The organism is Nocardioides zeae (assembly GCF_010686755.1).
Lineage (GTDB): Bacteria > Actinomycetota > Actinomycetes > Propionibacteriales > Nocardioidaceae > Nocardioides > Nocardioides zeae.
This window is the reverse complement of the sequence record NZ_JAAGXA010000003.1, coordinates 105,040-129,672: the sequence shown is the minus strand read 5'-3', so window position 1 is coordinate 129,672 and position 24,633 is coordinate 105,040. Positions and strand designations below refer to the sequence as shown.

The following is a 24,633-nucleotide window of genomic DNA, read 5'->3' as shown; positions in this document are numbered from 1 at the left end:
CAGACCACGTGAACCAGCCCGAGAACGCGTACGCCGCCGCCGGCGTCTCCATCGAGGCCGCGGACCGCGCGATCGACCTGATGAAGGGCTGGGTCGAGAAGTCCCGCCGTCCCGAGGTCATTGGCGGACTCGGCGGCTTCGCCGGACTGTTCGACGCGAGCGCGCTCAAGGCCTACGACCGTCCGGTGCTGGCCACCTCCACCGACGGCGTCGGCACGAAGGTCGCGATCGCGCAGGCGCTCGACAAGCACGACACGATCGGCTTCGACCTCGTCGGCATGGTCGTCGACGACCTCGTCGTCTGCGGCGCGGAGCCGCTCTTCATGACGGACTACATCGCCACCGGTCGGGTCGTGCCCGAGCGGATCGCCGCGATCGTCAAGGGCATCGCGGAGGCGTGCGTCGAGGCGGGCTGCGCGCTCGTCGGCGGCGAGATCGCCGAGCACCCGGGCCTGCTGGGTCCCGACGACTACGACGTCGCGGGCGCCACCACCGGCGTCGTCGAGGCGGAGCAGATGCTCGGTCCCGGCCGGGTGCGTCCCGGTGACGTCGTCATCGCGATGAAGGCGTCGGGCGTGCACTCCAACGGGTACTCGCTCGTGCGCCACGTGCTGCTCTCCGAGGCGGGCGCCGGCTGGAGCCTCGACCGCCACGTCGACGAGCTCGGCCACACCCTGGGCGAGGAGCTCCTGACGCCCACGAAGCTCTACACCAAGCCGTCCCTGCGGCTCGCCCGCGAGACCGCCACGCACGCGATGGCGCACGTGACGGGCGGCGGCCTGGCCGCCAACCTCGAGCGGGTCGTGCCGGCCGAGCTGACCGTCACCATCGACCGCGGCACCTGGTCCCCGCTGCCCGTCTTCGACGTCGTGCGCCGCGCGGGCGACGTGGCCCAGGCCGACGTCGAGGCCACGCTCAACTGCGGCGTCGGCATGGTGGCCCTCACCGACCCCGGCTCGGTCGACGCCGCCCTGGCGATCCTCGCCGAGACCGGCGTCGAGGCCTGGGTCGCCGGCGAGGTGCGCGCGCTGGCCGACGGCGAGCGCGCCGGCTCCGTCAACCTGGTGGGGCAGCACCCGGGCTGGTGAGCCCGCCGGGGCCGCCCGGTCCCTTCCCGTCGTACGACGAGCGCCCGCCCTCCGCGAGGAGGACGGGCGCTCGTGCTGTGCCCGGGGTCCGGTGGGTGGGGCTGCGTCAGCGCGCAGCGCCCTCGAGGGAGCCCTCGACCGGGCCCTCGGTGTCGAAGATGATGCACTTCGCCGAGTGGTCACCCGAGTCCCACGCGACGTCGTTCGGGTAGAACACGTCCCAGTCGAGGACCGACTCGTCGTAGGAGATGCCGGCGAACGTCTCGAACTCGTCGACGCACGTCTCCTCCGCCTGGGTGAAGATCGCGTCCTCGTCGTACTCGTCGCCGTCGAGCTCGAACTCGTGGATGATCTCGTAGTCGTGCGACTCGTCGCAGGGCACGGCCGAGACGCTGGTGAACTCGGTGCCGTCGGGCTCGTTGACGCAGTCCCCCACCTCGATCGCGTCAGCTCGCGCCTCGCCCGACTCGGTGATCTTGTTGTCGGCGTCGCGCGTGGGCTCGTCCTCGCCGCACGCGGCCAGCGTGGTGGCGGCGGCGATCGCGAAACCAGCCGCGAGCACGCGGCGGGCCATGATGTTCTTCACGTGGTTCCCTCTCCGTCGTGCGCAACCGGTCGGTGGCACACGGAGCGAGAACCTAGCGAAGCTCGGCCGTCGATGCTGAGAGATTCCTGAGTGGCGCGGTGAGGGATGGCTCACACGTGTCCACACCAGTGCAGGTGGTGCTGTCCGGCCTGCGGGGGGTGTGTCCCAGCCGCACATCTCCCGCCCCCCGCTCGGGGCGGCCGCGCGATCCGAGCGTCCGACGCACGAGCGCCCGCCTTCCGTGAGGAGAGCGGGCGCTCGGGTCGTTCCGGTACGGCGCGGGGTCAGCCCCCGGCGCCGGGGCCACCGCCGGGGCCGCCACCGCCGCCGGTGCCGCCGCCGGGACCAGCGCCACCGCCGGGGCCAGCACCACCGTCGCCGGGGCCGGCGTCCCCACCACCGGCACCACCACCGGTGCCGCCGCCACCGGTGCCGCCACCGTCCCCGCCGCCACCGGCACCAGCACCGGGCTGGGGGTCGGCCGGCTCGGGCGCGGTCGTCTCCGGGGCGCGCGTGCGGTTCTCGTTGGTGGTCGAGCCCCGCGACGTACCGCTGCGCTCGCTGCGGCCACCGCCGCCCAGGCCGAGGAAGCCCTGGGGGTCGGGCGGGCCGACGGCCTCGCGCAGCGCCGCGGCGCTGAACTGCTCGAAGTCGTCGCCGGCGAGCTCGTCGCGGACGCCCCGCATGGCGTCGCCCCACATCGGTGCGACGTACCCGGACGCGGAGACGTTGTAGAAGGTGCGGCCGCCGACACGCTGCCCCGAGAGCGGGATCGGGGAGCCGACGCTGTTGGCGCCCGCGATCATCGCGGCGGTCGCGAGGTTCGGGGTGTAGCCCGCGAACCACACGGAGCGACCGTTCTGCGTCGTACCGGTCTTGCCCGCGTTGTCGATGCCGAGGTTCTGCGCCGAGGCGAAGCCGCCGGGGGCGAGCACGCCGGACAGGATCTCGTTGACGGCGTCGGCCGTCTCCGGCTGGATCACCTGGTCGCAGGTCGGCAGGTAGTCCTTGAGGACGTTGCCGGCGGAGTCGAGGATGCGCTGCACCGGGAGGGCGTCGCAGTGCTGGCCGCGCGCGGCGAACGTCGCGTAGGCCTCGGCCATCTCGATCGGGCTGACGTCGGCGACGCCCAGCACGAAGGACGGCACGCGCTCCGCCTGGCGGTCGGGCTGCTCGGCGCCGGTCGGGTTGTCGAGCTCCACGCCCATCGCGCGGGCGAGCTCGAACGGCTCGCACAGACCCGTGCGCTGCTCGAGCTGGGCGTAGAAGGTGTTGACCGACAGACGGGTGCCCGTGGTCATCGTCATGTAGCCGGAGCTCGTCGAGTTGGACGGGTCCCAGATGGTCGACCCGCCGTACGGCTCGCCGTCGCAGTTCTTGAAGGACGACTCGCGCAGCCGCACCTGCTCGGGCGAGCTGATGCCCCACGACACGGGGATGCCCTGCTCCAGGGCCGCGGCGAGCACGAAGGTCTTGAACGTGGAGCCCGCCTGGAAGCCGTTGGCGTCGCCGAGACGCTCGGGCACCGTGTAGTTGAGGTAGGTCTGCCCCGCGTTCTCGTCGCGGCCCATGGGGCGCGACTGCGCGACGGCCCGGACGTAGCCCGTGCCCGGCTCGACCATCGCGAGCGCGCCGATGGCGTTGTCGGTGGGGTCCACGGTGTCGGAGACGGCCTCGTCGGCAGCAGCCTGGAACGGCAGGCGCAGCGGGGTGCGGATCGTCAGGCCGCCCTCGTAGAGCAGCGCGCGGCGGTCGGCCTCCGATTCGCCGAGGGCGGGGTCGGCCACGAGGTAGCGCAGCACGTAGTCGCAGTAGAACGGCGCCGCCGAGGAGACGCAGCCGTTGGACGGGGCCGCGACGTTGACGCCGAGGTCGCTGCTGCGGGCCGCCTGCTGCTCCGCGGCGTCGATGACGCTCAGCTGGGCCATGCGGTCGATGACCACGTTGCGGCGCTGGAGGGCGCGGTCGGGGTTGACCGTCGGGTCGAGGCCGACCGGGTTCTGCACGAGGCCGGCGAGGAGCGCCGCCTGGGGCAGGGTGAGGTCGGCCGCGTCGACACCGAAGTAGGTCTTCGCCGCCGACTGGATGCCGTAGGCGCCGTTGCCGAAGTAGGCGAGGTTGAGGTACCGCTCCAGGATCCAGTCCTTGGAGTACGTGTTCTCGATCGCGATGGCGTAGCGCAGCTCCTGGATCTTGCGCGCCACGGTCTCGGCGGTCGCCGCCCGCCGGGCCTCCTCGTCGTCCCCCGCCTGCTGGATCAGCGTCAGCTTCACCATCTGCTGGGTGATGGACGAGCCGCCCTGGACCACGCCGGACGAGGCCTGGTTGATGACGAACGCGCGCAGCGTGCCCTTGATGTCGAGGGCGCCGTGCTCGTAGTAGCGGTAGTCCTCGATCGAGATGATGGCCTCGCGCATCACCGGCGCCACCTGGGTGAGGGGCACGTTGACGCGGTTCTCGTCGTACAGCGTCGCCACCAGGGCGCCGTTGGCGTCGAGGATCCGGCTGCGCTGCGGCAGCGCGGAGGTCTCGAGCTCCGCGGGGAGCTCCTTCACGCTCTCGGACACGTTGCGCGCGCCGACGCCGAGGAGCCCGGCGAAGGGCAGCGCGAGGCCCGAGGCGACGACGCCCAGCACGACCGAGCCCGCGACCATCACGAGGAGGTGCTTGACGACGCGGGCAGCCGTGAGGCGCTCGGGATCAGAGGAGGCCATGGTGCAGAAGGGTACGCGGTGAACCTGTGAGGGGTCTCCTCCGCGCAGCAGCCCCCGACGGCTCCCCCGAACGGGTGGTCCCGTGCCACGGAAACGGGACGTCCTAGTCCATTTGGACTATGCGATCTGAGCCGTGCGGGCCTGTCCATCTCCTCAGCCTTTCTTTACCTTTCTTCATGTTGGGTTGGAGAAGTGAGGACGAGCGGCGTGGGGCTGCGGATCCTCCGGATGATCTGGGGACATCACATGTGGGTCGAGGACTGGACGAACGAGGCGATCTGCCGCAAGTCGACACCGGACGAGCTCTTCGTGCGCGGCGCCGAGCAGAACAAGGTCAAGCAGATGTGCCAGGGCTGCCCCGTGCGCACCGAGTGCCTCGCCGAGGCGCTCGACAACCAGATCGAGTGGGGCGTCTGGGGCGGCATGACCGAGCGGGAGCGCCGCGCGCTGCTGCGTCGCCGTCCCGAGGAGTCGTGGCGCGAGGTGCTGCAGAGCGCCCGCGCGCAGCACGCCGCCGCCGTCGTCTGACGGCCGGGTCCCCGCGGCTCGGGGAGTCCTCAGGCTCGGGGAGTCCTGAGGCCCGGGCTCAGTCCCGGCCGACGGCCAGCAGCGCGCCGACCCGACGGAGCCCGTCGAGGTCGTGCACGTCGCTCGCCAGCGCCGGCACCACCGCGGTCGCCACCTCCGGGTGGGTCGCGGCGAAGCGTCGACGCAGCTCGCCCTCCCGCTCCGTGATGCGCACGTGGTCGGCGTGCAGCCGCAGCAGGCCCTCGGCGAGAGCGGGGTCGTGCAGCGGCGTACCCGCGGAGTGGGCGTCCCCGCCAGCGTCCCCGCCCGCGTCGGAGCCCGCGTTCCGCGCCAGCCAGCGCGCGGCGGCGACGGCCTCCTCGGCGCCCAGGTCGACCGGCGGCCGCGGGTGGGCGCGGTTGACCACGAGGCCGGCGAGCGGCATCCGGTCGTCCGCGAGACGCTCGACGAAGTAGGCCGCCTCGCGCAACGCGTCCCGCTCGGGGGCGGCCACCACCACGAAGGCGGTCTGGGCGTCCTGGAGCAGCGCGTAGGTCTGCTGGGCGCGCTGCCGGAACCCGCCGAAGACGGTGTCGAACGCCGCCACGAAGGTCTGCAGGTCGGTGAGCACCTGCGCGCCGAGCACCTTCGTCAGCGCCCCGGTGATGAGGCCGAAGCCCATGCCGAGCACCTTCGCGGGACCCTTCGCCGGGGCGAGCAGCAGCTTGATGAACCGTCCGTCGAGGAAGCTCGAGAGCCGCTCGGGGGCGTCGAGGAAGTCGAGCGCCGACCGGGACGGCGGGGTGTCGACGACGATGAGGTCGTAGGTGCCGTCGACCTTCGCCTGGCGGTGGATCTGGCCGAGCTTCTCCATCGCCATGTACTCCTGCGTGCCCGCGAACGAGCTCGACAGCGCGACGTAGAACGGGTTGTCCAGGATCGCCCGCGCCTTCTCGGGGCTCGCCTGGCTCTCGACGACCTCGTCGAAGGTCGACTTCATGTCGAGCATCATCGCGTCGAGCGAGCCGCCGTTGGTCGGGTCGATCCCGACGACGGGGCGCGGCGTGTTGTCGAGCTCCTCGATGCCCATCGACTGCGCGAGCCGCCGGGCCGGGTCGATGGTGAGCACGACGACCTTCCGGCCCCGCTCCGCCGCCCGCATCGCCAGCGCCGCGGCCGTCGTCGTCTTGCCCACGCCGCCGGACCCGCAGCACACGACGATGCCGGTGCCGCGGTCGTCGACGAGCGCGTCGAGGTCGAGGTGCGGCGCGGCCTCGGCCGGGTCGTGGGCCAGGCGGCCGACCCGGTGGCTGCTGCGCCGGTGGCTCCCGAGCCGCTCGGCGGCGCCGCCGCCCGGCGTGCTGCTGACCGTCATGCCATCCCCTGTCGCCGCAGGTGCCCGGCCAGCTCGTAGAGCCCGCCGAGGTCGACGCCGCCCGCCATGCGGGGCAGCTCGTAGGTGGGGACGCCGTACGTCGCGACCAGAGCCCGCTGCGCGTCCTCGAGCGCCTTCCGCTCCGCGTGGTCCCGGCCCTGCGCGAGCAGGTGCTCCGCGAGGTCGGCGAGCTCGTCGGGCCCGCCGTCGATCCCCGCGGCGGCCAGGTCCTCGGCGAGGGGCGCGGCCTGCGCCGTACCCGCGGTGACGGCCGCCAGGTCGTCGGCGTCCAGCTCGTCGGGACGGGTCAGGTTGACCACGACCCCGCCCACGGGCAGCCCGGTGCGGCGGAGGTCGGCGATCCCGTCGGCCGTCTCCTGCACGGGCATCTCCTCGAGCACGGTCACGAAGTGCACCGCCGTCCGCGAGGAGCGGAACAGGGTCATCATGAGGTCGGCCTGCGACTTCACCGGCCCGACCTTGGCCAGGCCGGCCAGCTCGTCGGAGACGTTGAGGAACTGGGTGATGCGGCCCGTCGGGGGCGCGTCGAGCACGACCGCGTCGTACTGGCGCGCGTTCTTGCCCCGACGGCCCGGCTTGGCCGCCTCGAAGACCTTGCCGGTGAGGAGCACGTCGCGCACGCCGGGGGCGATCGTGGTCGCGAACTCGACGACGCCGAACTTGTCGAGGGCGCGGCCGGCGCGGCCGAGGCGGTAGTACATCGCCAGGTAGTCGAGCAGCGCCGACTCGGCGTCGATGTGCAGGGCGTGGACCGTGCCCGCCGCGCCGCTCGGCTCCGCCGGGAGGCCCTTCGCGATCCGGCGCTCCTCGTAGGGCAGCGGGTCGACGTCGAACATGCGGGCGATGCCCTGGCGGCCCTCGACCTCACAGAGGAGCACGTCCTTGCCCCGCGAGGCGAGCGCGAGGGCGAGCGCGGCAGCGACGGTGGACTTCCCGGTGCCGCCCTTGCCGGTGACGACGTGCAGCTGCACGCCCGGCCAGTCGGGCCCGGGACGATCGACGGCGGACACGCGCGCAGCATAGCCAGCAGGGCCTGGGAGGATGCCCGGCATGAGCATCTACGCGGTGACCTACACCTACTCCGACGACGTGGCCCTGCGGGACGCGGAGCGGGCGACGCACCGGGAGTACCTGGCCGGCCTCGCCGAGGCCGGCCGGTTGGTCGTCTCCGGGCCCTGGGGCGCCGACGAGCCCGCCGGCGCCCTCATCTTCTTCCGGGGCGACTCGGCCGACGAGGTGCGGGCCTTGACGGCGGAGGACCCGTTCGTGAAGGTCGGCGTCGTCGTCGACCAGGTCGTCCGCGAGTGGCTCCCCGTCCTCGGCCCCGGCAAGGACGCGTTCGCCTGAGGTTCCCCGCCGAGTTGTCACGTACGCCGCGGTGAGCGCGCCGAGTTGTCACGAATGACGCGTGACAACTCGACGCCCGATGCGGCGTACGTGACAACTCGACGCGCAGGGACGGGCGCTCAGTCCGCCGTCAGCCCCGCGGCGGGGGCGGTGCGGGAGGCGCGGCGGGCGGGGAGCACGCAGGCGACGAGACCGGCGAGCGCGGCGACCAGCACCACCACCGCCAGCTGTCCGTACGGCAGCACCATGGCCGCGTCCGGGATCGACGGCTGCACCATCACCTTCACCCCGATCGTGGCGAAGAGGACCCCGACCGCCGTGCCGATGAGCGTGGCGACCACCGACAGCAGCACCCCCTCGGTGGCGAGCGTGCGGCGCAGCTGCCGCCGCGTGAGGCCCAGCGCCCGCAGCAACGCGTTCTCCCGCGACCGCTCCAGCACCGAGAGCCCCAGCGTGTTGCCGATGCCGATGAGCGCGATGAGCACGCCGATCCCGAGCAGGCCCACGACCGCGATGACGACGATGTCGAGCTGCCGGTCGATCCAGTTGCGCTGCTCGACCAGCGGCGTCACCGACGCCCCGGTGCCGGCGGTGGTCGCGTCGAGGTCGGCGAGCAGGTCGTCGAGGTCGTCGCCGTCGGCGCGCAGCCACGCGGCGTACGCCGTCGTGTCCCGCCCCAGCAGGGTCTCCAGGGTGTCCGGCGCGACGATGGCCGCCGTGCCCCAGGCGCTGTCGACGTAGCGCGCCCGCAGGGTCACCGACCCGCGCGGCGTGCTCACCTCGAGCCGCTCGGTCAGCCCCGCCGCGCCGGTGATCCCGGACGGCACGAGGATCTCGTCGTCCTGAGGGAGCGCGATCCCGCGGTCGCCGCGGACGACCTCGTCGAGGTCGCCCCCGGTCGCCGCCCCGGGCGACACCACGGGGAGGGCGTCGTCGGTGAAGAGCTCGTCGGCGGGCACCCCGGCGACGGTGTCGTCGACGACCGGTGCCGCTGCGACCTCGCCGCCCGGCACGACCAGGGACGCCTCGACCCCGGGGAGGCCGGTGACACGGTCGGCGAGCTCCGCCCCGATGGGGCCGTCCTCGGCGGCGACGGTGACGTCGACCGGGTACTGCTCGTCCATCTCCCGGTCCGTCGCCGTGCGGGCGCTCGCCATGCCGGTGAGCACGGCCGTCGTCAGCGTGACCCCGATGAGGAGGGAGGCGGTGGTCGCGGCCGTACGCCGCGGGTTGCGCACCGCGTTGTCCCCGGCGATGCGCGCCGTGGGGCCGGTACGGCGCACGAGCAGGCCCACGAGCCGCAGCACGGCCGGCACGAGGACGGGGCCGAGCAGGACGACGCCGCCGAAGAACAGGGTGCCGCCGGCGACCATCACGACCATGTCGGCCGCCGACACGGCGGCGGCCAGGCCCACCGCGCCGGCCCCCAGCACCAGCAGGCCGAGGGCGATCCGCACCCGACCGGCGGCCGTGCGGACGCTCGGCGCCGCCTCCGGGCGCAGGGCGGCGAGCGGGCTGACCCGGGTGGCGGTGCGCGTCGGGACCCAGGCCGCGACCACCGTCGTCAGCGCGCCGCCGACGAACGCCGCGCCCCACCACACCGGTGACGGCTCCGGCGTGCCCAGCGGGAAGTCGACGGTCGCCCGCAGCAGCGCGACGCCGCCGAATCCGAGCGCGGCGCCCACCAGCAGGCCGGTGGCCGACGACAGCAGGCCGACGACGAGGGCCTCGAGGCGCACGGAGCGACGTACCTGCCGGCGGGTGGCGCCCACGCAGCGGAGCAGCGCGAGGTCGCGCTGGCGCTGCGCGAAGAGGATCGAGAACGTGTTGGCGATGACCATCACGGACACGACCGCGGCGATGGCGGCGAAGAGCAGCACCACCATGGACAGCACGTCGACCTGCTGGTTCGCCTTCTGCAGGCGGTCGGCGGCGACCTCGGCGGGCGACCAGGTGACGAGGTCCCCGACCTCGGTCTCCGTGCCCCCCAGCGCCGCGATCCCCGCCGCGGCGTCGTCGACCGAGCGGCCCGGACCGACGGCGTACGTCACCGTCTCCGCCGCCCACCCGTCGAACGACGCGACCACGGAGAAGTCCGCCCACAGGGCGCTCGAGGTGAACGTCGTGCCGTCGGCCAGGCCGACGATGGTGAGGGTGGTCGCCGCGTCCCCGGTGCCGACGACCACCTCGTCGCCGATCCCGAGGTCGTTCGCCCGGGCGCGGGAGGCGTCGGCGACGGCCTCGTCGGGCGCCGCGACGCCGCGTCCCTCGACGAGGTCCTGCCACACGAGGGCCGGGTCGTCGGGCCACGTGCCGACCGGGGCGTCGTCGATGATCGACGTGCCGTCGGTGCGGTCGACCGGCAGCCAGGCGTCGGCCAGCGGTGCGGCGCTGTCGCCCTCGTCCGCGGCGAGTCCCACGACGGCCTCGACGCCCTCGTTCGAGGGCCACCCGTCGACCGCCCCGCCGGTGACGACGAGGTCCCCCTTCTCGTAGGGCTTGCCCACTTCCTCGGTGAGCCCGCCCCGTGCCGCCGAGGCGAGTGCGTCGGTCACGACGACGAAGGCGACGGCGATCGCGACCGCGAGCACGGCGGCCACGTAGCGCCGGGTGTGCGTCCGCAGCGACGCGAGCAGCACGGTCCTCATCGGGCGACACCCCCGTGCCCGCCCGTGCTGAGGGGACCCGTGCTGCCCGGCCGCAGCGTCGCGACGAGCCGGTCGGCGTCCGGCTCGACGAGGTGCGCCCGCACCGTGCCGTCGGCGAGCACGACGACGTCGTCGGCGTACGCCGCGGCGTCCAGCTCGTGCGTCACCATCACCACCGTCTGGCCGAGCTCGCGGACGCAGCGCCGCAGGAAGCCGAGCACCTCCGCGGACGTGTCCGAGTCGAGGTTGCCGGTCGGCTCGTCCGCGAAGACGATGGCGGGCTGCGCGACGAGCGCGCGGGCGATGGCCACTCGCTGCTGCTGGCCGCCGGACAGCTCCCCCGGGCGGTGCCCGAGGCGGTCGCCGAGGCCGAGGGTGGCGACGACCTCGTCGTACCGCGCCCGGACGCCCGCGTCGACCTTCCGGCCCGCGAGCTCGAACGGCAGCAGGATGTTCTGGCCGGCGGTCAGCATCGGCAGCAGGTTGAACGCCTGGAAGACGAAGCCGACGTGGTCGCGCCGGAACCGCGTCAGGTCGTCGTCGCCGAGCCCGTCGAGCCGACGCCCGGCGATCGTCACGGAGCCCGCGGACGGCTGGTCGAGCCCCGCCAGGCAGTGCATGAGGGTGGACTTGCCGGACCCCGAGGTGCCCATGACCGCCGTGAACCGGCCGGCCGGCACGTCGAGGTCGACGCCGCGGAGGGCGTGCACCTCGGCGTCGCCCCGGCCGTAGGTCTTCGTCAGGCCCCGGGCGCTCGCCGCGAGGACGGGTCCGCTCGGGGCGGGCTGGACCAGGTCGGTGAAGGGTGTGGTGGACATGACCGGAACGCTAGGGACGGCGCCCCCTCCGCGTCGTCACGCGAGCGGTTGATCCTCGGGGGCGGTGGTACGACGCGGGTGCGACCCGCGGTGGACCCCGCCTCCACCCGTGGGTGGAGGCGGCCGGGGTGGGCGGGTTCGGCGGGGGCTCGGAAAAGTGCAGCCGGGGCGGGTCGGCCACGCGGTGCGTCGCACCGACGCCCCACCCGGCCCCGGCCCCGACGAAGAAAACGCGGACCGGTCGGGAGCCGGGAGAAAGAGAACGCGGACCGGAGCCTCGGATGGATCGATCCAGGGGGCCTCTCGGTCCGCGTTTTCCTTCCCCGGCGCGCACTTTCCTCAGCCCGGCACCTCAGCCCGGCTCCTCAGCCCGGCTCCTCAGCCCGGCACCTCAGCCCGGCACCGACGACGCCGCCTCGACGACGCGCTCCGCCATCCGGTCGGCGCCGGCGTGGTCGTGGGCGGTGAGGGTCACGACCGTGTCGCCGCGGAGGATCACCAGCTGGCCGTGGGCGCCGTGCAGGCGCCACGCGTCGCCGGGTCCGCCCCAGGCGCCGAGGCCGTACCGGGCGTAGGAGGGGTGGGCGTCCCGCTCGACCCAGGTCGTGCGCAGGGCGCGCGGCCAGTCCGCGGAGACCAGGCGCGTCCCCTCCCAGCAGCCGCCGTCCCGGACGAGCCGTCCGAGGCGGGCGAGCTCGTCGACCGTGAGGTGGAGGCCCCCGCCGGCGGCGATCCACCCGTGCGGGCAGCGGTCCCACGGCGGTGCGTCGATGCCGAGCGGCGCGAACAGCCGGGGGCCGAGCCAGGCGGCGACGTCGCCGACGACGGTCCCGAGCGCGCGCATGGCGGTGTAGGTGCTGGCGTTGGAGTACTGGAACACCCGCCCGGCGGACGGCCGGGACAGGAGCTCGACCGCGAGGTCCGGCCAGTCGGTCAGCAGCGTCTCCGACCAGGGGAGGTCGATGCCGCTCGTCATCCCCAGCAGGTGCCGTGTCGTGACGGCCTCGACCCCCGCGCCCACGGCCACGTCGGGGAACCACCGCGCGACCGGGGCGTCGACGTCGAAGATCCCCTCGTCGTGGGCGATGCCCGCCGCGAGCACGCAGACGCCCTTGGCGGCGGAGTGGACGTCGCGTCGCACGTCCTCGCTCCACAGGTGCCGCGCGGCGTCGTCGCCGACGAGCACGTGGGCGGCGTGCGCGCCGAACCCGTCCTCCTCGGCGGCCGCCACGACGTGGTCGAGGAGCTGCTGGGCGCGGGACACGCGGGGAGTGTCCCACCCGGGCTCAGCCCGGTCCGACCACGCCCGCCTCGTAGGCGAGCACGACGAGCTGCACCCGGTCGCGGGAGCCGGTCTTGGCGAGCAGCCGGCCCACGTGCGTCTTCACCGTCGCCTCGCCCAGCACGAGCTCGGCGGCGATCTCCCCGTTCGACAGGCCACGCGCGACGAGGGCGAGCACCTCGGCCTCGCGCTCGGTCAGGGTCGCGAGCCGCGGGTGGTCGGCGGGCGAGGCGGGCGCGCCCGGCGATCCCGGTACGCCGCGGTCGAGCCCGTCCGGCAGCGTCGCCGCGACGTGGTCGAGCAGGCGACGGGTCGTGGAGGGCGCGACGACGGCGTCGCCGGCGTGCACGCGTCGTACGGCCTCCAGCAGGTCGGGCGGGGTGGCGTCCTTGAGGAGGAACGCGGAGGCGCCGGCCTTGAGAGCGGCGAAGGCGTACTCGTCGAGGTCGAACGTCGTCAGCACGATCACGCGGGGCACGGGCGCCCCGGTGTCGGCCCGCGCGGCCAGGGCCCGCGTGGCCTCGACGCCGTCGAGCCGCGGCATCCGCACGTCCATGAGCACGACGTCGGCGACGGGCCGCGCGGCGCCCACCGGTGCGTCCAGGAGCCGCAGCGCCTCGGCGCCGTCGCCGGCCTCCCCGACGACGACGAGGTCGTCCTGGCTCTCCACGAGCATGCGGAACCCGGCCCGCACCATCTGCTGGTCGTCGACGAGGAAGACGCGGATCGGCGAGGCGCTCACCCCGGCATCCTCACACCGGCACCCGCGCCACGACCTCGAACCCTCCGCCCCCGCGCGGTCCGGTCGCGAGCGTCCCGCCCGCGGCGCGCACCCGCTCGCGCATCCCGACGAGCCCGAGGCCGCCGCCGGCCCGCCCCGAGCCGCCGGCGCCCGACGAGCCCGACGAGCCCGACGAGCCCGCAGCCGCGCCCCGCCCGTCGTCGGTCACCCGCACGACGAGGCCGCCCGGCTCCGCGTCGACGACCACCTCGACGTCGCGGACGGGGCCGGCGTGGCGCCGTACGTTGGTGAGCGCCTCCTGCAGCACCCGGTAGACGACGAGGCCCGTGCCCGTCGGCACCGCCGGCAGGGGGTCGGGGAGCCGCACGGTGAGCGGGAGCCCGTCCGCGCGGGCCTGCTCGAGGAGACCGGCCAGGTCGTCCAGGCCGGGCTGCGGTCGGGTCCCGGTCTCCTCCGAGCGCAGCAGCCCGAGCAGCCGCCGCATCTCGCCGAGCGACTCGCGCCCGGTCGCCGCGATGGCGCCGAGCGCGGTGGTGGCGACGTCGGGGTCCTTCGCCGCGGCGTACCGCGCCCCGTCGGCCTGCACCACCATCACCGAGAGCCCGTGCGCGACCACGTCGTGCATCTCGCGCGCGATGCGGGCCCGCTCGTCGGAGGCGGCGAGCTCGGCCCGCTGCTCGGCCTCCCGGGCGACCTGCTCGGCGTGGGTGCGGAGCGCGTCGACGTACGCCGCCCGCGTGCGCCCCAGCGTCCCCAGCGCCCACGCGGCGAGCACGATGACGCCGATCGTGGTCGCGTAGCTGACCACCTGCTGCAGGGGGTGGTCGTTCGGCGGCACGTACGGCGAGGTCCAGTCCACGGCGGCCGTGGCAGCCGCGACGAGGCCGACGACGAGGGCGAGGGCCCCGGGGACTGTGGAGGTGTAGCGGGCCACGGAGTAGACGGCGACGGGATAGGCGAGCTGCGAGAACACGGGCATGTCGAGCACCAGCACCTGCAGCGCGCTGGCGGCGGCGACCGCTGCGTAGACGGCCACGGGGAAGCGGCGCCGCCACCACAGCGGCGCGCACTGCAGCAGCCCCAGCCCGATCCAGGCGAGGGACCCGGCGGCGACGCCGGAGAGCACGCTGAGGCCGGTGAGCCCGAGCGCCAGGCCCCGGTCGAACCACGCCGCGCCCCGCGGCCCCAGGCGCCGCGGCTGCCGGGGGAGCGCGGAGGTGGTGCTCATGGACGCCGAGGGTACGGCGCTGCCCCGCCCCCGCGCGTCCCCCTGCGGGTGGACGTCAGGCGCGCGCGGCGACCCGGCCGGGGGCGACCGGCAGGCGCTCGAAGCCGCGGAGCACGCGGGTCTCGCGGCGCCGCGGAGCGCCGTCGACGCGGAGGTCGGGGAACCGCTCGTGGAGCATCTGCAGCGCGATCCGCGCCTCGGCCCGGGCCAGGGCCGCCCCGAGGCAGTAGTGCGCGCCGGAGGAGAACGCGAGGTGGGCGTTGGCGTTCGGCCGGGCGACGTCGAAGACCTGCGGGTCGTCGAACACGGCGGGGTCGCGGTTGGCGGCGGCGAGGAACAGCAGGACCGGCGTGCCGCCGACGATGGCGACCCCGTCGACCTCCAGGTCGCGGGGCACGACGCGCAGCGAGTTCTGCACCGGCGGGTCGAAGCGGAGCGTCTCCTCGACGACGCCCGCCCACAGGTCGGGCTCGGCGAGCACGCGCTCCCGCTGGTCCCGGTGACCGTCGAGCAGCACGACCGCGTTGGAGATGAGGTTGACGGTGGTCTCGAACCCGGCGGCGAGCACGAGCAGGGCGACGGCCCGCAGCTCCAGGTCGGTCAGCACGGCGTCGTCGCCGTCACCGTCGAGGAGGGCGAGCTGGCTGAGCAGGTCGTCGCCGGGGTCGCGCCGCTTCGCCTCGACGTGCGCCGTCACCCACCGGTGCATCGCGCGCACCGCGGTGCTGGCGCGGCGGTAGCGCCCCCACCGCAGCCCCGGGTCGAGGAGGCTCGCGGCGCTGTTGCCCCAGGCGCGGAGCTGGCGGTGGTCGCGCTCGGGCACGCCGAGGATGGCGCCGATGACGGCGACGGGGAGCTGCGCGGCATAAGCGTCCACCAGGTCGGTGCGCTCCGCTCCGGCCCGCTCGATCCGGTCGAGCAGCCGCTCGGCGGTGGCGGTGACGAGGTCCTCCTGCGCGCGCACCTGTCGCGCGGTGAAGGCGCGGTTGACCAGGCGGCGCAGGCGCGCGTGGTCGACGCCGTCGATGGCGAGCAGCGAGGGCGGGTCGATGGGCCCGGTGGCCCACGGGTCCGTGCCCCAGCGTCCCAGGGCGCCGAGGGGACCGGGCAGGTCGCGGAGACCGGCGCCGACGCGCACGTCGGGGTGGCGCAGGAGGGCCGTCGTGAGCGCGTGGTCGGTCGTCGCGGAGACGACGCGGCCCGGCACGAGGCGCCCCAGGGCGCGCAGCTCCTCGTAGGCCGGGTAGGGGTCCGCCCGCAGCGCCGGGTCGCAATCGATGCGCGCGAAGAGCTCTCCGCTCCTCGCCGCGTGCTCGAAGAAGGCCCGGGTCAGCGCGTGCTCGCCCACCCACCGGGCGGCCGCGCGGACGTCGCCGACGGGGTCCCGCTCGGCGGGCACACGGTCCTGGCGGTCCAGCAGCAGCATGGCTCCTCCTCGGCGTGCGGGCACGTGCGCCTCCACGGAGCCACGCTAGGTCGCCGCCGGGCGTGCGTCCATCGCCCCGCACCAGCGGGTACGCCGCGGGATCGGCGCCGGTCCAGACCTCTGGGGCGTCTCCCCGCGAATCCGGGACAGGCAGGCCCCCGCTTCCTAGCGTGCCTCCATGAGGTTCCGCACCCTGCTCGCCGCCATCACGCTCGTCCTCGCCGGCCTGGTGGCGTCCCCGGCCATCGGCCCCGCCGCCCACGCCGCGCCGCCGCCGGCCTGCACCAAGACCTCGAGCGGGACGTGCATCAAGGGCGGCCAGTTCTGCCCGAAGGCGTCCTACGGCAAGAGCGGCTACGACAAGAACCACAAGCGCTGGGTGTGCAAGGGCGACCGCAACCACCCGAAGTGGACGAAGCCCTGACCCGTACGCCGCGGGTCACCCCGCGTACTGCTCCTTGAGCACGCGCCGCAGCAGCTTGCCGGTCGGCGTGCGCGGCAGCTCGTCGGCGAAGTCCAGGGTGCGCGGGCACTTCACCCGGGTGAGGTGCTCCCGCACGTGCTCGAGCAGCGCCTCGGCCCGCTCCGGGCTCGGGTCGAGCCCCGGCCGCAGCTGCACGACGGCGCGCACCTCCGCGCCGTACTCCGGGTGCGGCACGCCGAAGACGGCGGCGTCGGCGACGTCGGGGTGCGCGACGAGGAGGTTCTCCGCCTCCTGCGGGTAGACGTTGACGCCCCCGACGAGCACGAGGTCCTCGCGGCGGTCGCTGAGGTAGAGGTAGCCGTCGGCGTCGACGTACCCGAGGTCGCCGACGGTGCGCCAGCCCCGCTCGTTGCGCGTCGCCTCGGTCTTCTCGGGGGCGTTGAGGTAGGTGAAGTCGAGCCCGCCCTCCGACCAGATCGTGCCGTGCTCGCCGGGCAGGAGCTCGTTGCCCTCGGCGTCGAGGACGTGCGGCGTGCCCAGCACGGCGCGACCCACCGAGCCCGGGCGTTCGAGCGCCTCCGCCGAGCGGATGACGGTGAGGAGGATGGCCTCGGTGCACGAGTAGTACTCGTCCACGATCGGGCCGACCCAGTCGATCATCGCCCGCTTCACGTCGGGCGGGCAGGGCGCGGCGGCGTGGATGACGGCCTGGAGCGAGGAGAGGTCGGCGGCCGCGCGCACCTCGTCGGGGAGCTGCAGCATCCGCACGAACATCGTCGGCACCATCTGGGTGTGGGTCACGCGGCGCGCCTCGATGAGGCGCAGGGCCTCGGCCGCGTCGAACTTCGGCATGACGACCACGGAGCCGCCGAAGCGCTGCACCGTCATCGAGGTGCGCAGCGGGGCCGCGTGATAGAGCGGGGCGGGGGAGAGGTAGACCGTGTCGGCGTCGAAGCCCCACGTGGCCTGGAGGAACGGAGCCGTCCCGGGCGCGGTGCCCAGCGGCGCGTCCGGCAGGTTCGCGGCGACGCCCTTGGGGCGGCCGGTGGTGCCGGAGGAGTAGAGCAGGTCGACGCCCTCGCGCTCGGGGCCGGTCGGCTCCGCGGGCTGGGCGGGCAGGAGCGGGCGGAGGTCCTCGAAGACGTCCTCGAGCCCGGCGGCGGGCCCGTCGACGGTGAAGCCCGCGACGGGGCGGCCCACCTCCGCGAGCGCCTTGGCGGCCACGGCGGCGTGGCTCGTGGCGGTGAACAGGGCGCGGGCACCGGAGTCGGCCAGGATGTAGGCGATCTCGCTCGCGGTCAGGCGTTCGGCGATCGCGGTGTAGCGCAGACCCGAGCGCTGGGCCGCCCAGGCGACCTCGAGCAGCCCGACGACGTTGGGCAGCAGGAGGGCCACGACGTCGCCGTCGGCGATCCCCCGCTCGCGCAGCAGGTTGGCGATGCGGATCGAGTCGTCGACCAGCTCGGCGTAGGTCACCTGCGTGTCGCCCAGCTCGTAGGCCACCTTGTCCGGCGTGCGCTCCGCATGTGCGTCGGGGAAGTCCACTGCCACTCCTTCTAAACGAACGCTCGCTCAGTTACCCGGGTAATGTAAGCCGGGCCACAGGAGGCGTCAACACGCGTCCCTGCGGAGGTGGGCGTCAGCGCGCCATCGCCAGGGCGAGGTCGGCGTACGTCGCCGCCATCTCCTCCGGCGAGACCGGGCCGTCGGGCCGGTACCAGGTGACGATCGACCGGCTCATGTTGATGATGGCGCGCGCGGCCTCGCGCGGGTGCGGCGTGCCGAAGGTGCCGTCGGCGACACCACGGTCGACGACCGCCCGGAACAGCGTCTCCTGCTGGTCGCGCAGCCCGATGATCGCGGTGAGCCCCTCCTCGTCGAGGCTGCGGATCTCCGAGGCGCCGATCAGGGCCTCCCGCTGGCGGCGGATGTGGAAGAGCACCCAGGTGCGGACGAGGGCGCGCAGCTGGTCGTCGGCGTCCCCGCCGGCGGCGAGCACGGCCGACCGGGTCTCCTCGATGACCTCGCTGAGGATCTCGACCATGATCGCCTGGAGGATCTGCTGCTTCGACTTGAAGTGGTAGTAGATCGACGCGACCGTCACGTCTGCGGCGGCGGCGATGTCCCGGGTCGAGGCCCCGTGGTAGCCGACCTTGCCGAAGAGCTCGACCGCGCCCTCGATGATGACCGCGCGCCCGCCCCGGCGTCCCGACGTCGCCATGTGTGCTCCTGCCTCGTGCCGGCCGCGGTGGCCGATGTGGTCGCTGATCCTGCCTGATGTCCGCCCCGGAGTGGGTGTCGAGGAGGGCGCGGCGAGCGGCAACCTAACGATCGCTCGGTGAGCGTATCTGCACAACTGCTAGCAACGGCGGGCTTTGCGCTACCTATTTATAGCGAGCGTTCGGTATTGCAATCGGCGTCGCCGAACCGTACGGTGACGCCGGTCACGCTCGACGGGAGCGGCCGACTCCAGGAGAAGAACCATGAAGAAGTTCGCAGTCGCAGCGCTCGCCGTGGCCTCGGTGGCCAGCCTCGCCGCGTGTGGCAACGACAGCTCGTCCGAGCGCGAGGACGGTGTGGTGCGCATCGGCCTCGTCGGTCCCGAGACGGGCGCGGCGCCGCAGTTCTACACCGACCTCGTGCGCCCGGTGGAGCTCGCCGTGGCCGACCTCGCCGACGAGTACGGCCTCGAGGTCGAGATCGTCACGGTCGACGACAAGGGCACCCCCGACGGCGCCTCCGCGGCCGTCCAGCAGCTGCTCAACACCGAGGACGTGGACGCGATCTTCGGTCCGCCGCAGTCGGGCAACGCCCTCCAGGTGGCCGACGTGATCCAGCGCAGCGGCCGCCCGTGGCTGAGCGCCGCGCTGGCCCCGGAGATCATGGACGAGTCGCTCGACCCCAACTGGCTGTTCCGCACCAACTACAACGCCAGCGACCTCTCCTCCGTCGTGGCGCAGTACCTCTTCTCGGGTGACAGCACCGTGGGCATCGTGCACTCGGCCGACGCCTACGGGCAGAGCGGCGCCGAGTCCATCGAGGCCGAGGCCGAGGAGCTGGGCGCCGAGATCGCGGCCGTCGAGGCGATCCAGCCCGGCACGACCGACTTCAGCGCCGGCATCTCCCGCCTCGCGGCCGCCGGTGTCGACACCGTCTTCCTCGCCATCACGGCCGGCGCCGACACGGCGACCGTCACCAAGGCGATCGCCCAGGAGGGCCTCGCCGCCGACCGGGTCGTCACCAACGCGACGATCCTCGCGGACTTCGCGACGCTGGCCGACCCCGAGCAGTGGGAGAACCTGGTCTTCATCGACCCGCGCGACCTGACCGGCGACACCGTGGCGGGCATCGCGGCGGACTACGAGGCGGAGTACGGCGAGGCGCCGATCATCCCGACCAACGTCTACAGCTGGATGGCGGCCGTCGACACCTACCTCCAGGCCGTGGCCGAGGTGGGCGACGCCCGCGACTTCGACGGCGTCCGCGAGGCGATGGAGGGCCTCGAGCAGGTCTCCGTGCGCGACGACGTCTACGAGAAGCCGTTCGGTGCGGGTGACCACGAGATCTACGAGCCCGAGGACCCCTCGCAGTGGATCGTCTTCGGCTTCGACGGCGAGGGCGCGCTGGAGGCCCGGGGCGACCTGGCCTCCTGCATCGCCGACGGCTGCTGAGCGCCGTACCCGAGAACCCGAGAGCAGGGAGAGAGGTCGCCGATGGACGCCGTGGTGTCCGGGATCGTGCTGGCGGGGCTGTACGCCCTGGTCGGCCAGGGGCTGGTGCTGACGTTCGTCACCACCCGCACCCTCAACTTCGCCTCCGGTGAGCTCCTCGCCGTCGGCGGCTTCCTCGCCCTGGGGGTGGGCAGCTGGTCGTGGCTGCCCACCCCGGGGAAGCTCGCCGTCGTCGTGCTCGTCGGCGGCGCGCTGGGCGCGGTGGTGCACCGCTGGCTGGTGCTGCCCTTCGCGCGCGGCGAGCACGACTCGCGCTGGCTGCTCAGCACCGTGGGCATCTCCTACGTGCTGCTCAACCTCTTCACCAACGGTGAGGGCGCGAACCCGCAGCGGGTCGAGCTGACCCGCAACCCCGGCACCGTCGAGGTGCTGGGCGTGGGGGTCAACAAGCAGTCGCTGGTGATCGCGGTCATCGCGGTCGTCGTGACGCTCGCGCTCGTCGCGGCCTCCCGCTGGACCTCGGGCGGCGTCATCATGCGCGCCGTCGCGGAGGACCCGCGCACGGTCGCGCTCATGGGCATCTCGCCGCGGCTCGTGGGCGCGGTGGCGTACGCCGCGGCCACCGCCCTCGCCGCGCTCGCGGGCGTGCTGTGGGCCTCCGAGGTCGGCGCCACGCCGGGCCTCGGCGTGCACGTGCTCGTCTCCGCCTTCGCCGTGGCGGTCATCGGTGGCCTCACCTCCTTCTGGGGACCGCTCGTCGGCGCCGTCGTCTTCGGGGTCGTCGTGCAGGTCAGCGCCTACGAGCTGGGCGCGCTCTGGGGCCAGGTCGCCGGTCTGGCGCTGGTGATCGTGGTGCTGGTCCTCCGCCCGGAGGGCCTGGTCGGTCGACGCATGGAGGCGAAGCTGTGAGCCCGAACCCCGCCCCCTCGCTCCTCGACCGCCTCCGCCGCGGCGAGGCCGCGCGCGACCTGGGCTTCCTCGTGGTGCTGCTGGCGGCCGCGGCCTGGATCGCGGTGCCCGCCCTCAGCGGCGACGGGACGACCCTCGCGGGCACGCAGACGGCCGCCGTCGTGGTGGCGGTCGCCGTCGCCGCGGCCGGCCTGAACCTCCTGTCGGGCCACGCCCGGCTCATCTCGCTGGGGCAGGGCGCCTTCTTCGCGATCGGCGCCTACGTGAGCGCCTACCTCTCGGTCGACTCCGCCCTCCACCCGCTGGTCGCGATCGTGGTGGCGCTCGTCGTCACGGCGGCGTTCGGCGGCCTGCTGGCGCTCTGCACGATGCGGCTCCGTGGCCCGGCGTTCGCCATGGTCACGCTGGTCGTCGCGATCCTCACCGAGCGCGTGCTCGCCGAGTGGGCGCCGCTCGGCCGCCTGTCGGGCTACCCCAACACCCTCGACCACGGCAGCGGCCTCATGCCGCCGATCGAGATCTTCGGCACCAGCCTCGAGCCGCCCCTCTTCGCCGGCACCGAGGCGACCGTCGTCGTCGCGATCCTCGTCGTCGCCGTCGTGGCCCTCGTCGGCTACCGCAACGTCGCCCGCTCGCCCTGGGGGCGCTCGCTCCACGCGATCGGCACGAGCGAGCACCTGGCGGCGCACCTCGGCGTCAACGTCTTCGGGCGCAAGGTCGCGGTGATGGCGCTGGCCTCGACGTACGGGGCCCTCGGCGGGGTGTTCTACGCCCAGGTCTTCGCGCACCTGCAGCCGGAGAGCTTCACCATGCTGCTCTCCATCACGATGATCCTCGCGGTCATCCTCGGTGGTGCGGGCACGGTCGCGGGGCCGCTCGTCGGCGCCGTCATCATCGTGCTGCTGCAGCGCACCGACGTGCTGACGCCGCTGGTGGACCTGCAGCGCCAGGTGAGCGACACCTGGTACCTCTCCACCCCCGGCCTCATCGGCGTGCTCCTCGTGCTCACCCTCGCGTTCCTGCCCCAGGGCATCGTGGGCGGGCTCGGCGAGCTGGCGCACCGGCTCCCGGGGCGCGCCGCCCCCGCGGCCGCCCCCGCGGCCGCCCCGCAGGCGGCCGCCGCGTCGGCCACCGCGTCGTCCCCCGCGCCCGACGGCGACGACGTGCTCCTGGCGGTGCGCGGCGTGTCGAAGAGCTTCGGCGGCATCAAGGCGGTGCAGGCGGCCGAGCTCGTCGTGCGGCGCGGCACCATCCACGCGGTCATCGGCCCCAACGGCGCGGGCAAGACCACGGTGGCCAACCTGGTCACGGGCGTCTACGGGATCGACAGCGGCGAGATCACGTTCGACGGTCGCCGCATCGACGGGCGGCGCACCCACGCGATCGTGCGTGCCGGGGTCGCGCGGACGTTCCAGACGCCGCTCCTCTTCACCCACGCGAGCGCGACCGAGAACGTGCTGGCCGGGTTCCCCGACACGGGGCGCCTGCCGCTGGTGCGGGCGTGGCTCAAGGACCCGGGCCAGTACCGCCGCACCCGCGAGTTGCAGGACCGCGCGGCCGCGCTGCTCGAGCTCGTCGGTCTCGGCGGGGACGGCCACGTCGAGGCCGGCAGCCTGCCCTACGGCAAGCAGCGGGCGCTCGAGATCGCCCGGGCGCTCGCCAGCGACCCGCGGCTGCTCATCCTCGACGAGCCAGCCGCGGGCCTCAACACGGCGGAGACCGCGGAGCTGGGCCGACTGATGCTCACGCTGCGCGCCCAGGGCCTGGCGATGGTCGTGGTCGAGCACCACATGGACCTCGTGACCCAGGTGTCCGACGAGGTGACCTGCATGGAGAGCGGCGCCGTGCTGGCGCACGGCACGGCGGCCGAGGTGCTCGCCGAGCCGGCGGTCGTCGAGGCCTACCTCGGCGTGGAGATGGAGGAGACGGCATGAGCCTCGTGCTGGAGAAGGTCGCGTCGGGCTACGGCCGGCTGGCCGTGCTGCACGGCGTCGACCTCGAGGTGCCCCGCGGGGAGATCGTGTCCGTCGTGGGCGCCAACGGCGCCGGCAAGTCGACGCTGGCGCAGACCATCAGCGGACTGCTGACGACGACGGCGGGCACGATCACGCTCGACGGCACGCCGGTGCACCGGCTGCGCCCGGAGCGGCGGGCCCGGCTCGGGCTCGTCCACGTGCCCGAGGGGCGTCGCCTCTTCGGCGGGCTCACCGTCGCGGAGAACGTGGGGATGGGACGGCACGCGGCCCGCGGTCGCCGTGGCGACCCGGACGTCGTCGAGCACCTGCTCGACGCCTTCCCGCGGCTGCGGGAGCGCTGGGGGCAGCGGGCGGGCCTCCTGTCGGGCGGCGAGCAGCAGATGGTCGCCCTGGCGCGCGCCGCCGCGTCGCGCCCGCGCTACCTGCTGCTCGACGAGCCGTCCCTCGGCCTCAGCCCCCGGCTGAGCTCGGAGGTGTTCCGCCTCGTCGCGATGATCGCGGAGGAGACCGGGGCCGGCGTGGTGCTCGTGGAGCAGCGGGTCGACGCCGCGCTCCGGCTCGCCACCACCGGTCACGTCATCGAGCACGGGCGGATCGTCGTGTCGGGCGACGCCGAGGAGCTGCGCACCTCGGAGATGATCCGCAAGGCGTACCTCGGCGTCTGAGCCGGGAGGGGTGCGGCCCTGGTTGACCACCGGGGTCGCACCCGTCATGCTATCTAAGCGAGCGTTCGGTAAGTTTCGGGACAAGGGAGCACCCATGACCACCACCAGCAGCCCCGCCACGGGCGTGGCCGAGCTCGACCTCGCGTCGCTCGACCGCTATCTCGGCGCCCACGTCGAGGGTGGCCTGCGGGGGCCGCTCACGGCGCGCCTCGTCGCCGGGGGGCGCTCCAACCCGACGTACGAGGTGGGGGACGGGGAGCGGCGCTGGATCCTGCGGCGACCGCCGTACGGCGAGGTCGTGGCCACCGCCGCGCACGACATGGGCCGCGAGGCGCGGGTGCTGCGGGCGCTCGCCGGCTCCTCCGTGCCGGTGCCGCGGGTGGTCGCACGGTGCGAGGACCCCGGCGTCATCGGGGCCGACTTCTACGTGATGGACAAGGTCGAGGGCCGCACCCTCCGGACCCCCGCGGACACCGCGACGCTGACCCCGGCGCAGCGCGCCGGGCTGACGGACGCGCTCGTCGCCCTGCTTGTCGAGCTGCACGCGGTGGACCCGGCGGCGGTGGGTCTCGCCGACTTCGGGCGACCGGACGGCTACCTGGCCCGCCAGCTCACGCGGTGGCAGCGGCAGTGGGAGAAGGTCCGCACCCGCGACCTGCCCGGATTCGCCGAGCTCGCCGCGCGGCTCGAGGCCTCGATGCCGACCGTCGGTCGGCCGGGGATCGTGCACGGCGACTACAAGATCGACAACCTCATGCTCGACGTCGACGACCCGACCCGGATCGTGGCGCTGCTCGACTGGGAGATGGCCACCGTGGGCGACACGCTGGCCGACGTCGGGATGCTGCTGAGCTTCTGGGACGAGGCGGGGGCGGTCCCCAACCCGATCACGGCGGGGGCGACCGCGCTGCCCGGGTTCCCCGACCGGGCGACCGTGCTGGGGATGTACGCCGAGCGCTGCGGCATCGAGGTCGCCGACATCGAGTGGTACGTCGTCTTCTCCGACTTCAAGCTCCTCGTGATCCTCGAGCAGATCCACGCCCGGCACCTGCAGGGCACCACGGTGGGCTCCGGCGTCGACGACCTCGGCCCGATGGTGCCGCTGCTCCTCGAGCGCGCCCGCGCCGGGGCGGCCGCCGCCAGCGACCCGCGGCTGCGGGCCTGACCGGCCCCGCGCCGTACCCCCGTTCCTTGATCCCGTTCCGC

The 24,633-nt window shown here is 74.2% G+C and carries 21 protein-coding genes; 9 read left to right on the top strand and 12 right to left on the bottom strand.

What is annotated here, in order from left to right:
* The first annotated feature begins 8 nt into the window (after positions 1 to 8).
* The gene (purM, locus tag G3T38_RS05640; protein WP_163771123.1) at positions 9 to 1,088 is read left to right on the top strand and encodes a phosphoribosylformylglycinamidine cyclo-ligase; all 1,080 of its coding nucleotides are present in this window, start codon (positions 9 to 11) and stop codon (positions 1,086 to 1,088) included.
* 106 nt (positions 1,089 to 1,194) lie between these two features.
* On the opposite strand, the gene G3T38_RS05635 is transcribed toward purM, so the two are convergent.
* Complete coding sequence (locus tag G3T38_RS05635) at positions 1,195 to 1,674, bottom strand: septum formation family protein (RefSeq protein ID WP_163771122.1); 480 nt, start codon at positions 1,672 to 1,674, stop codon at positions 1,195 to 1,197.
* A gap of 284 nt (positions 1,675 to 1,958) precedes the next feature.
* Complete coding sequence (locus G3T38_RS05630; protein WP_194247563.1) at positions 1,959 to 4,388, bottom strand: transglycosylase domain-containing protein; 2,430 nt, start codon at positions 4,386 to 4,388, stop codon at positions 1,959 to 1,961.
* A gap of 246 nt (positions 4,389 to 4,634) precedes the next feature.
* Here G3T38_RS05630 and G3T38_RS05625 point away from each other — a divergent pair, with 246 nt between their 5' ends.
* A complete protein-coding gene (locus tag G3T38_RS05625) occupies positions 4,635 to 4,916 on the top strand; it encodes a WhiB family transcriptional regulator (RefSeq protein WP_163771315.1) in 282 nt (93 codons plus the stop codon).
* Positions 4,917 to 4,974: 58 nt separating this feature from the next.
* Here G3T38_RS05625 and bagB read toward each other — a convergent pair whose 3' ends face one another.
* Both bagB and bagA read right to left on the bottom strand, forming a co-directional pair.
* The gene (gene bagB, locus G3T38_RS05620; protein WP_163771121.1) at positions 4,975 to 6,270 is read right to left on the bottom strand and encodes an ArsA family ATPase; all 1,296 of its coding nucleotides are present in this window, start codon (positions 6,268 to 6,270) and stop codon (positions 4,975 to 4,977) included.
* Positions 6,267 to 7,301: an ATPase BagA gene (bagA, locus tag G3T38_RS05615; protein WP_338037487.1), complete on the bottom strand. Its 1,035-nt coding sequence runs from the start codon at positions 7,299 to 7,301 to the stop codon at positions 6,267 to 6,269. The genes bagB and bagA overlap by 4 nt, the downstream gene beginning before the upstream one ends.
* A gap of 40 nt (positions 7,302 to 7,341) precedes the next feature.
* Between bagA and G3T38_RS05610 the strand changes: the two genes are divergently transcribed.
* Complete coding sequence (locus G3T38_RS05610; protein ID WP_163771119.1) at positions 7,342 to 7,638, top strand: YciI family protein; 297 nt, start codon at positions 7,342 to 7,344, stop codon at positions 7,636 to 7,638.
* A 119-nt stretch (positions 7,639 to 7,757) separates the two neighbouring features.
* Here G3T38_RS05610 and G3T38_RS05605 read toward each other — a convergent pair whose 3' ends face one another.
* From G3T38_RS05605 to G3T38_RS05580, 6 genes are all read right to left on the bottom strand, one after another.
* Positions 7,758 to 10,286 (bottom strand): FtsX-like permease family protein, encoded by a 2,529-nt coding sequence (locus G3T38_RS05605; protein ID WP_163771118.1) that lies wholly within the window; start codon positions 10,284 to 10,286, stop codon positions 7,758 to 7,760.
* Positions 10,283 to 11,104, bottom strand: coding sequence for an ABC transporter ATP-binding protein (locus G3T38_RS05600; RefSeq protein WP_163771117.1), 822 nt, complete (start codon positions 11,102 to 11,104; stop codon positions 10,283 to 10,285). The genes G3T38_RS05605 and G3T38_RS05600 overlap by 4 nt, the downstream gene beginning before the upstream one ends.
* A 391-nt stretch (positions 11,105 to 11,495) precedes the next feature.
* Positions 11,496 to 12,368 carry a serine hydrolase gene (locus G3T38_RS05595; protein ID WP_163771116.1) on the bottom strand — a complete coding sequence of 291 codons (873 nt, stop codon included), beginning with the start codon at positions 12,366 to 12,368 and terminating at the stop codon, positions 11,496 to 11,498.
* 22 nt (positions 12,369 to 12,390) lie between these two features.
* Entirely contained in the window at positions 12,391 to 13,128 is a 738-nt protein-coding gene (locus G3T38_RS05590) for a response regulator (protein WP_163771115.1), read from the bottom strand.
* A gap of 10 nt (positions 13,129 to 13,138) precedes the next feature.
* Entirely contained in the window at positions 13,139 to 14,356 is a 1,218-nt protein-coding gene (locus G3T38_RS05585; RefSeq protein WP_163771114.1) for a sensor histidine kinase, read from the bottom strand.
* 55 nt (positions 14,357 to 14,411) lie between these two features.
* Positions 14,412 to 15,782 carry a cytochrome P450 gene (locus tag G3T38_RS05580; RefSeq protein ID WP_163771113.1) on the bottom strand — a complete coding sequence of 457 codons (1,371 nt, stop codon included), beginning with the start codon at positions 15,780 to 15,782 and terminating at the stop codon, positions 14,412 to 14,414.
* Positions 15,783 to 15,960: 178 nt separating this feature from the next.
* Between G3T38_RS05580 and G3T38_RS05575 the strand changes: the two genes are divergently transcribed.
* Positions 15,961 to 16,206 carry a hypothetical protein gene (locus tag G3T38_RS05575; protein ID WP_163771112.1) on the top strand — a complete coding sequence of 82 codons (246 nt, stop codon included), beginning with the start codon at positions 15,961 to 15,963 and terminating at the stop codon, positions 16,204 to 16,206.
* A 15-nt stretch (positions 16,207 to 16,221) separates the two neighbouring features.
* Here the strand turns inward: G3T38_RS05575 and G3T38_RS05570 are convergent, their stop codons facing one another.
* Both G3T38_RS05570 and G3T38_RS05565 read right to left on the bottom strand, forming a co-directional pair.
* Positions 16,222 to 17,751 (bottom strand): AMP-binding protein, encoded by a 1,530-nt coding sequence (locus G3T38_RS05570; protein WP_163771111.1) that lies wholly within the window; start codon positions 17,749 to 17,751, stop codon positions 16,222 to 16,224.
* 94 nt (positions 17,752 to 17,845) lie between these two features.
* On the bottom strand, positions 17,846 to 18,427 hold the full coding sequence (locus G3T38_RS05565) for a TetR-type transcription factor C-terminal domain-containing protein (protein WP_163771110.1): 582 nt from the start codon (positions 18,425 to 18,427) through the stop codon (positions 17,846 to 17,848).
* 262 nt (positions 18,428 to 18,689) lie between these two features.
* Here G3T38_RS05565 and G3T38_RS05560 point away from each other — a divergent pair, with 262 nt between their 5' ends.
* The 5 genes from G3T38_RS05560 (at position 18,690) to G3T38_RS05540 (ending at position 24,592) form a co-directional block, all read left to right on the top strand.
* Complete coding sequence (locus tag G3T38_RS05560) at positions 18,690 to 19,877, top strand: ABC transporter substrate-binding protein (RefSeq protein ID WP_163771109.1); 1,188 nt, start codon at positions 18,690 to 18,692, stop codon at positions 19,875 to 19,877.
* A 42-nt stretch (positions 19,878 to 19,919) separates the two neighbouring features.
* Entirely contained in the window at positions 19,920 to 20,786 is an 867-nt protein-coding gene (locus tag G3T38_RS05555; protein ID WP_163771108.1) for a branched-chain amino acid ABC transporter permease, read from the top strand.
* On the top strand, positions 20,783 to 22,720 hold the full coding sequence (locus G3T38_RS05550) for an ABC transporter permease subunit (protein ID WP_163771107.1): 1,938 nt from the start codon (positions 20,783 to 20,785) through the stop codon (positions 22,718 to 22,720). Before G3T38_RS05555 ends, G3T38_RS05550 begins: the two co-directional genes overlap by 4 nt.
* On the top strand, positions 22,717 to 23,427 hold the full coding sequence (locus tag G3T38_RS05545; RefSeq protein WP_163771106.1) for an ABC transporter ATP-binding protein: 711 nt from the start codon (positions 22,717 to 22,719) through the stop codon (positions 23,425 to 23,427). Before G3T38_RS05550 ends, G3T38_RS05545 begins: the two co-directional genes overlap by 4 nt.
* Positions 23,428 to 23,521: 94 nt before the next feature.
* Entirely contained in the window at positions 23,522 to 24,592 is a 1,071-nt protein-coding gene (locus tag G3T38_RS05540) for a phosphotransferase family protein (RefSeq protein ID WP_163771105.1), read from the top strand.
* The last annotated feature ends 41 nt before the right edge of the window (positions 24,593 to 24,633 follow it).

What these genes read in the sequence shown, in the direction of transcription:
- G3T38_RS05565 (WP_163771110.1), bottom strand. Translation starts at nt 18,427, where the DNA reads ATGGCGACGTCGGGACGCCGGGGCGGGCGCGCGGTCATCATCGAGGGC.
- G3T38_RS05605 (WP_163771118.1), bottom strand. Translation starts at nt 10,286, where the DNA reads ATGAGGACCGTGCTGCTCGCGTCGCTGCGGACGCACACCCGGCGCTAC.
- G3T38_RS05545 (WP_163771106.1), top strand. Translation starts at nt 22,717, where the DNA reads ATGAGCCTCGTGCTGGAGAAGGTCGCGTCGGGCTACGGCCGGCTGGCC.
- G3T38_RS05560 (WP_163771109.1), top strand. Translation starts at nt 18,690, where the DNA reads ATGAAGAAGTTCGCAGTCGCAGCGCTCGCCGTGGCCTCGGTGGCCAGC.
- G3T38_RS05575 (WP_163771112.1), top strand. Translation starts at nt 15,961, where the DNA reads ATGAGGTTCCGCACCCTGCTCGCCGCCATCACGCTCGTCCTCGCCGGC.
- G3T38_RS05625 (WP_163771315.1), top strand. Translation starts at nt 4,635, where the DNA reads ATGTGGGTCGAGGACTGGACGAACGAGGCGATCTGCCGCAAGTCGACA.
- G3T38_RS05600 (WP_163771117.1), bottom strand. Translation starts at nt 11,104, where the DNA reads ATGTCCACCACACCCTTCACCGACCTGGTCCAGCCCGCCCCGAGCGGA.
- G3T38_RS05580 (WP_163771113.1), bottom strand. Translation starts at nt 15,782, where the DNA reads ATGCTGCTGCTGGACCGCCAGGACCGTGTGCCCGCCGAGCGGGACCCC.
- G3T38_RS05610 (WP_163771119.1), top strand. Translation starts at nt 7,342, where the DNA reads ATGAGCATCTACGCGGTGACCTACACCTACTCCGACGACGTGGCCCTG.
- G3T38_RS05585 (WP_163771114.1), bottom strand. Translation starts at nt 14,356, where the DNA reads ATGAGCACCACCTCCGCGCTCCCCCGGCAGCCGCGGCGCCTGGGGCCG.
- bagB (WP_163771121.1), bottom strand. Translation starts at nt 6,270, where the DNA reads ATGACGGTCAGCAGCACGCCGGGCGGCGGCGCCGCCGAGCGGCTCGGG.
- G3T38_RS05540 (WP_163771105.1), top strand. Translation starts at nt 23,522, where the DNA reads ATGACCACCACCAGCAGCCCCGCCACGGGCGTGGCCGAGCTCGACCTC.
- G3T38_RS05555 (WP_163771108.1), top strand. Translation starts at nt 19,920, where the DNA reads ATGGACGCCGTGGTGTCCGGGATCGTGCTGGCGGGGCTGTACGCCCTG.
- G3T38_RS05630 (WP_194247563.1), bottom strand. Translation starts at nt 4,388, where the DNA reads ATGGCCTCCTCTGATCCCGAGCGCCTCACGGCTGCCCGCGTCGTCAAG.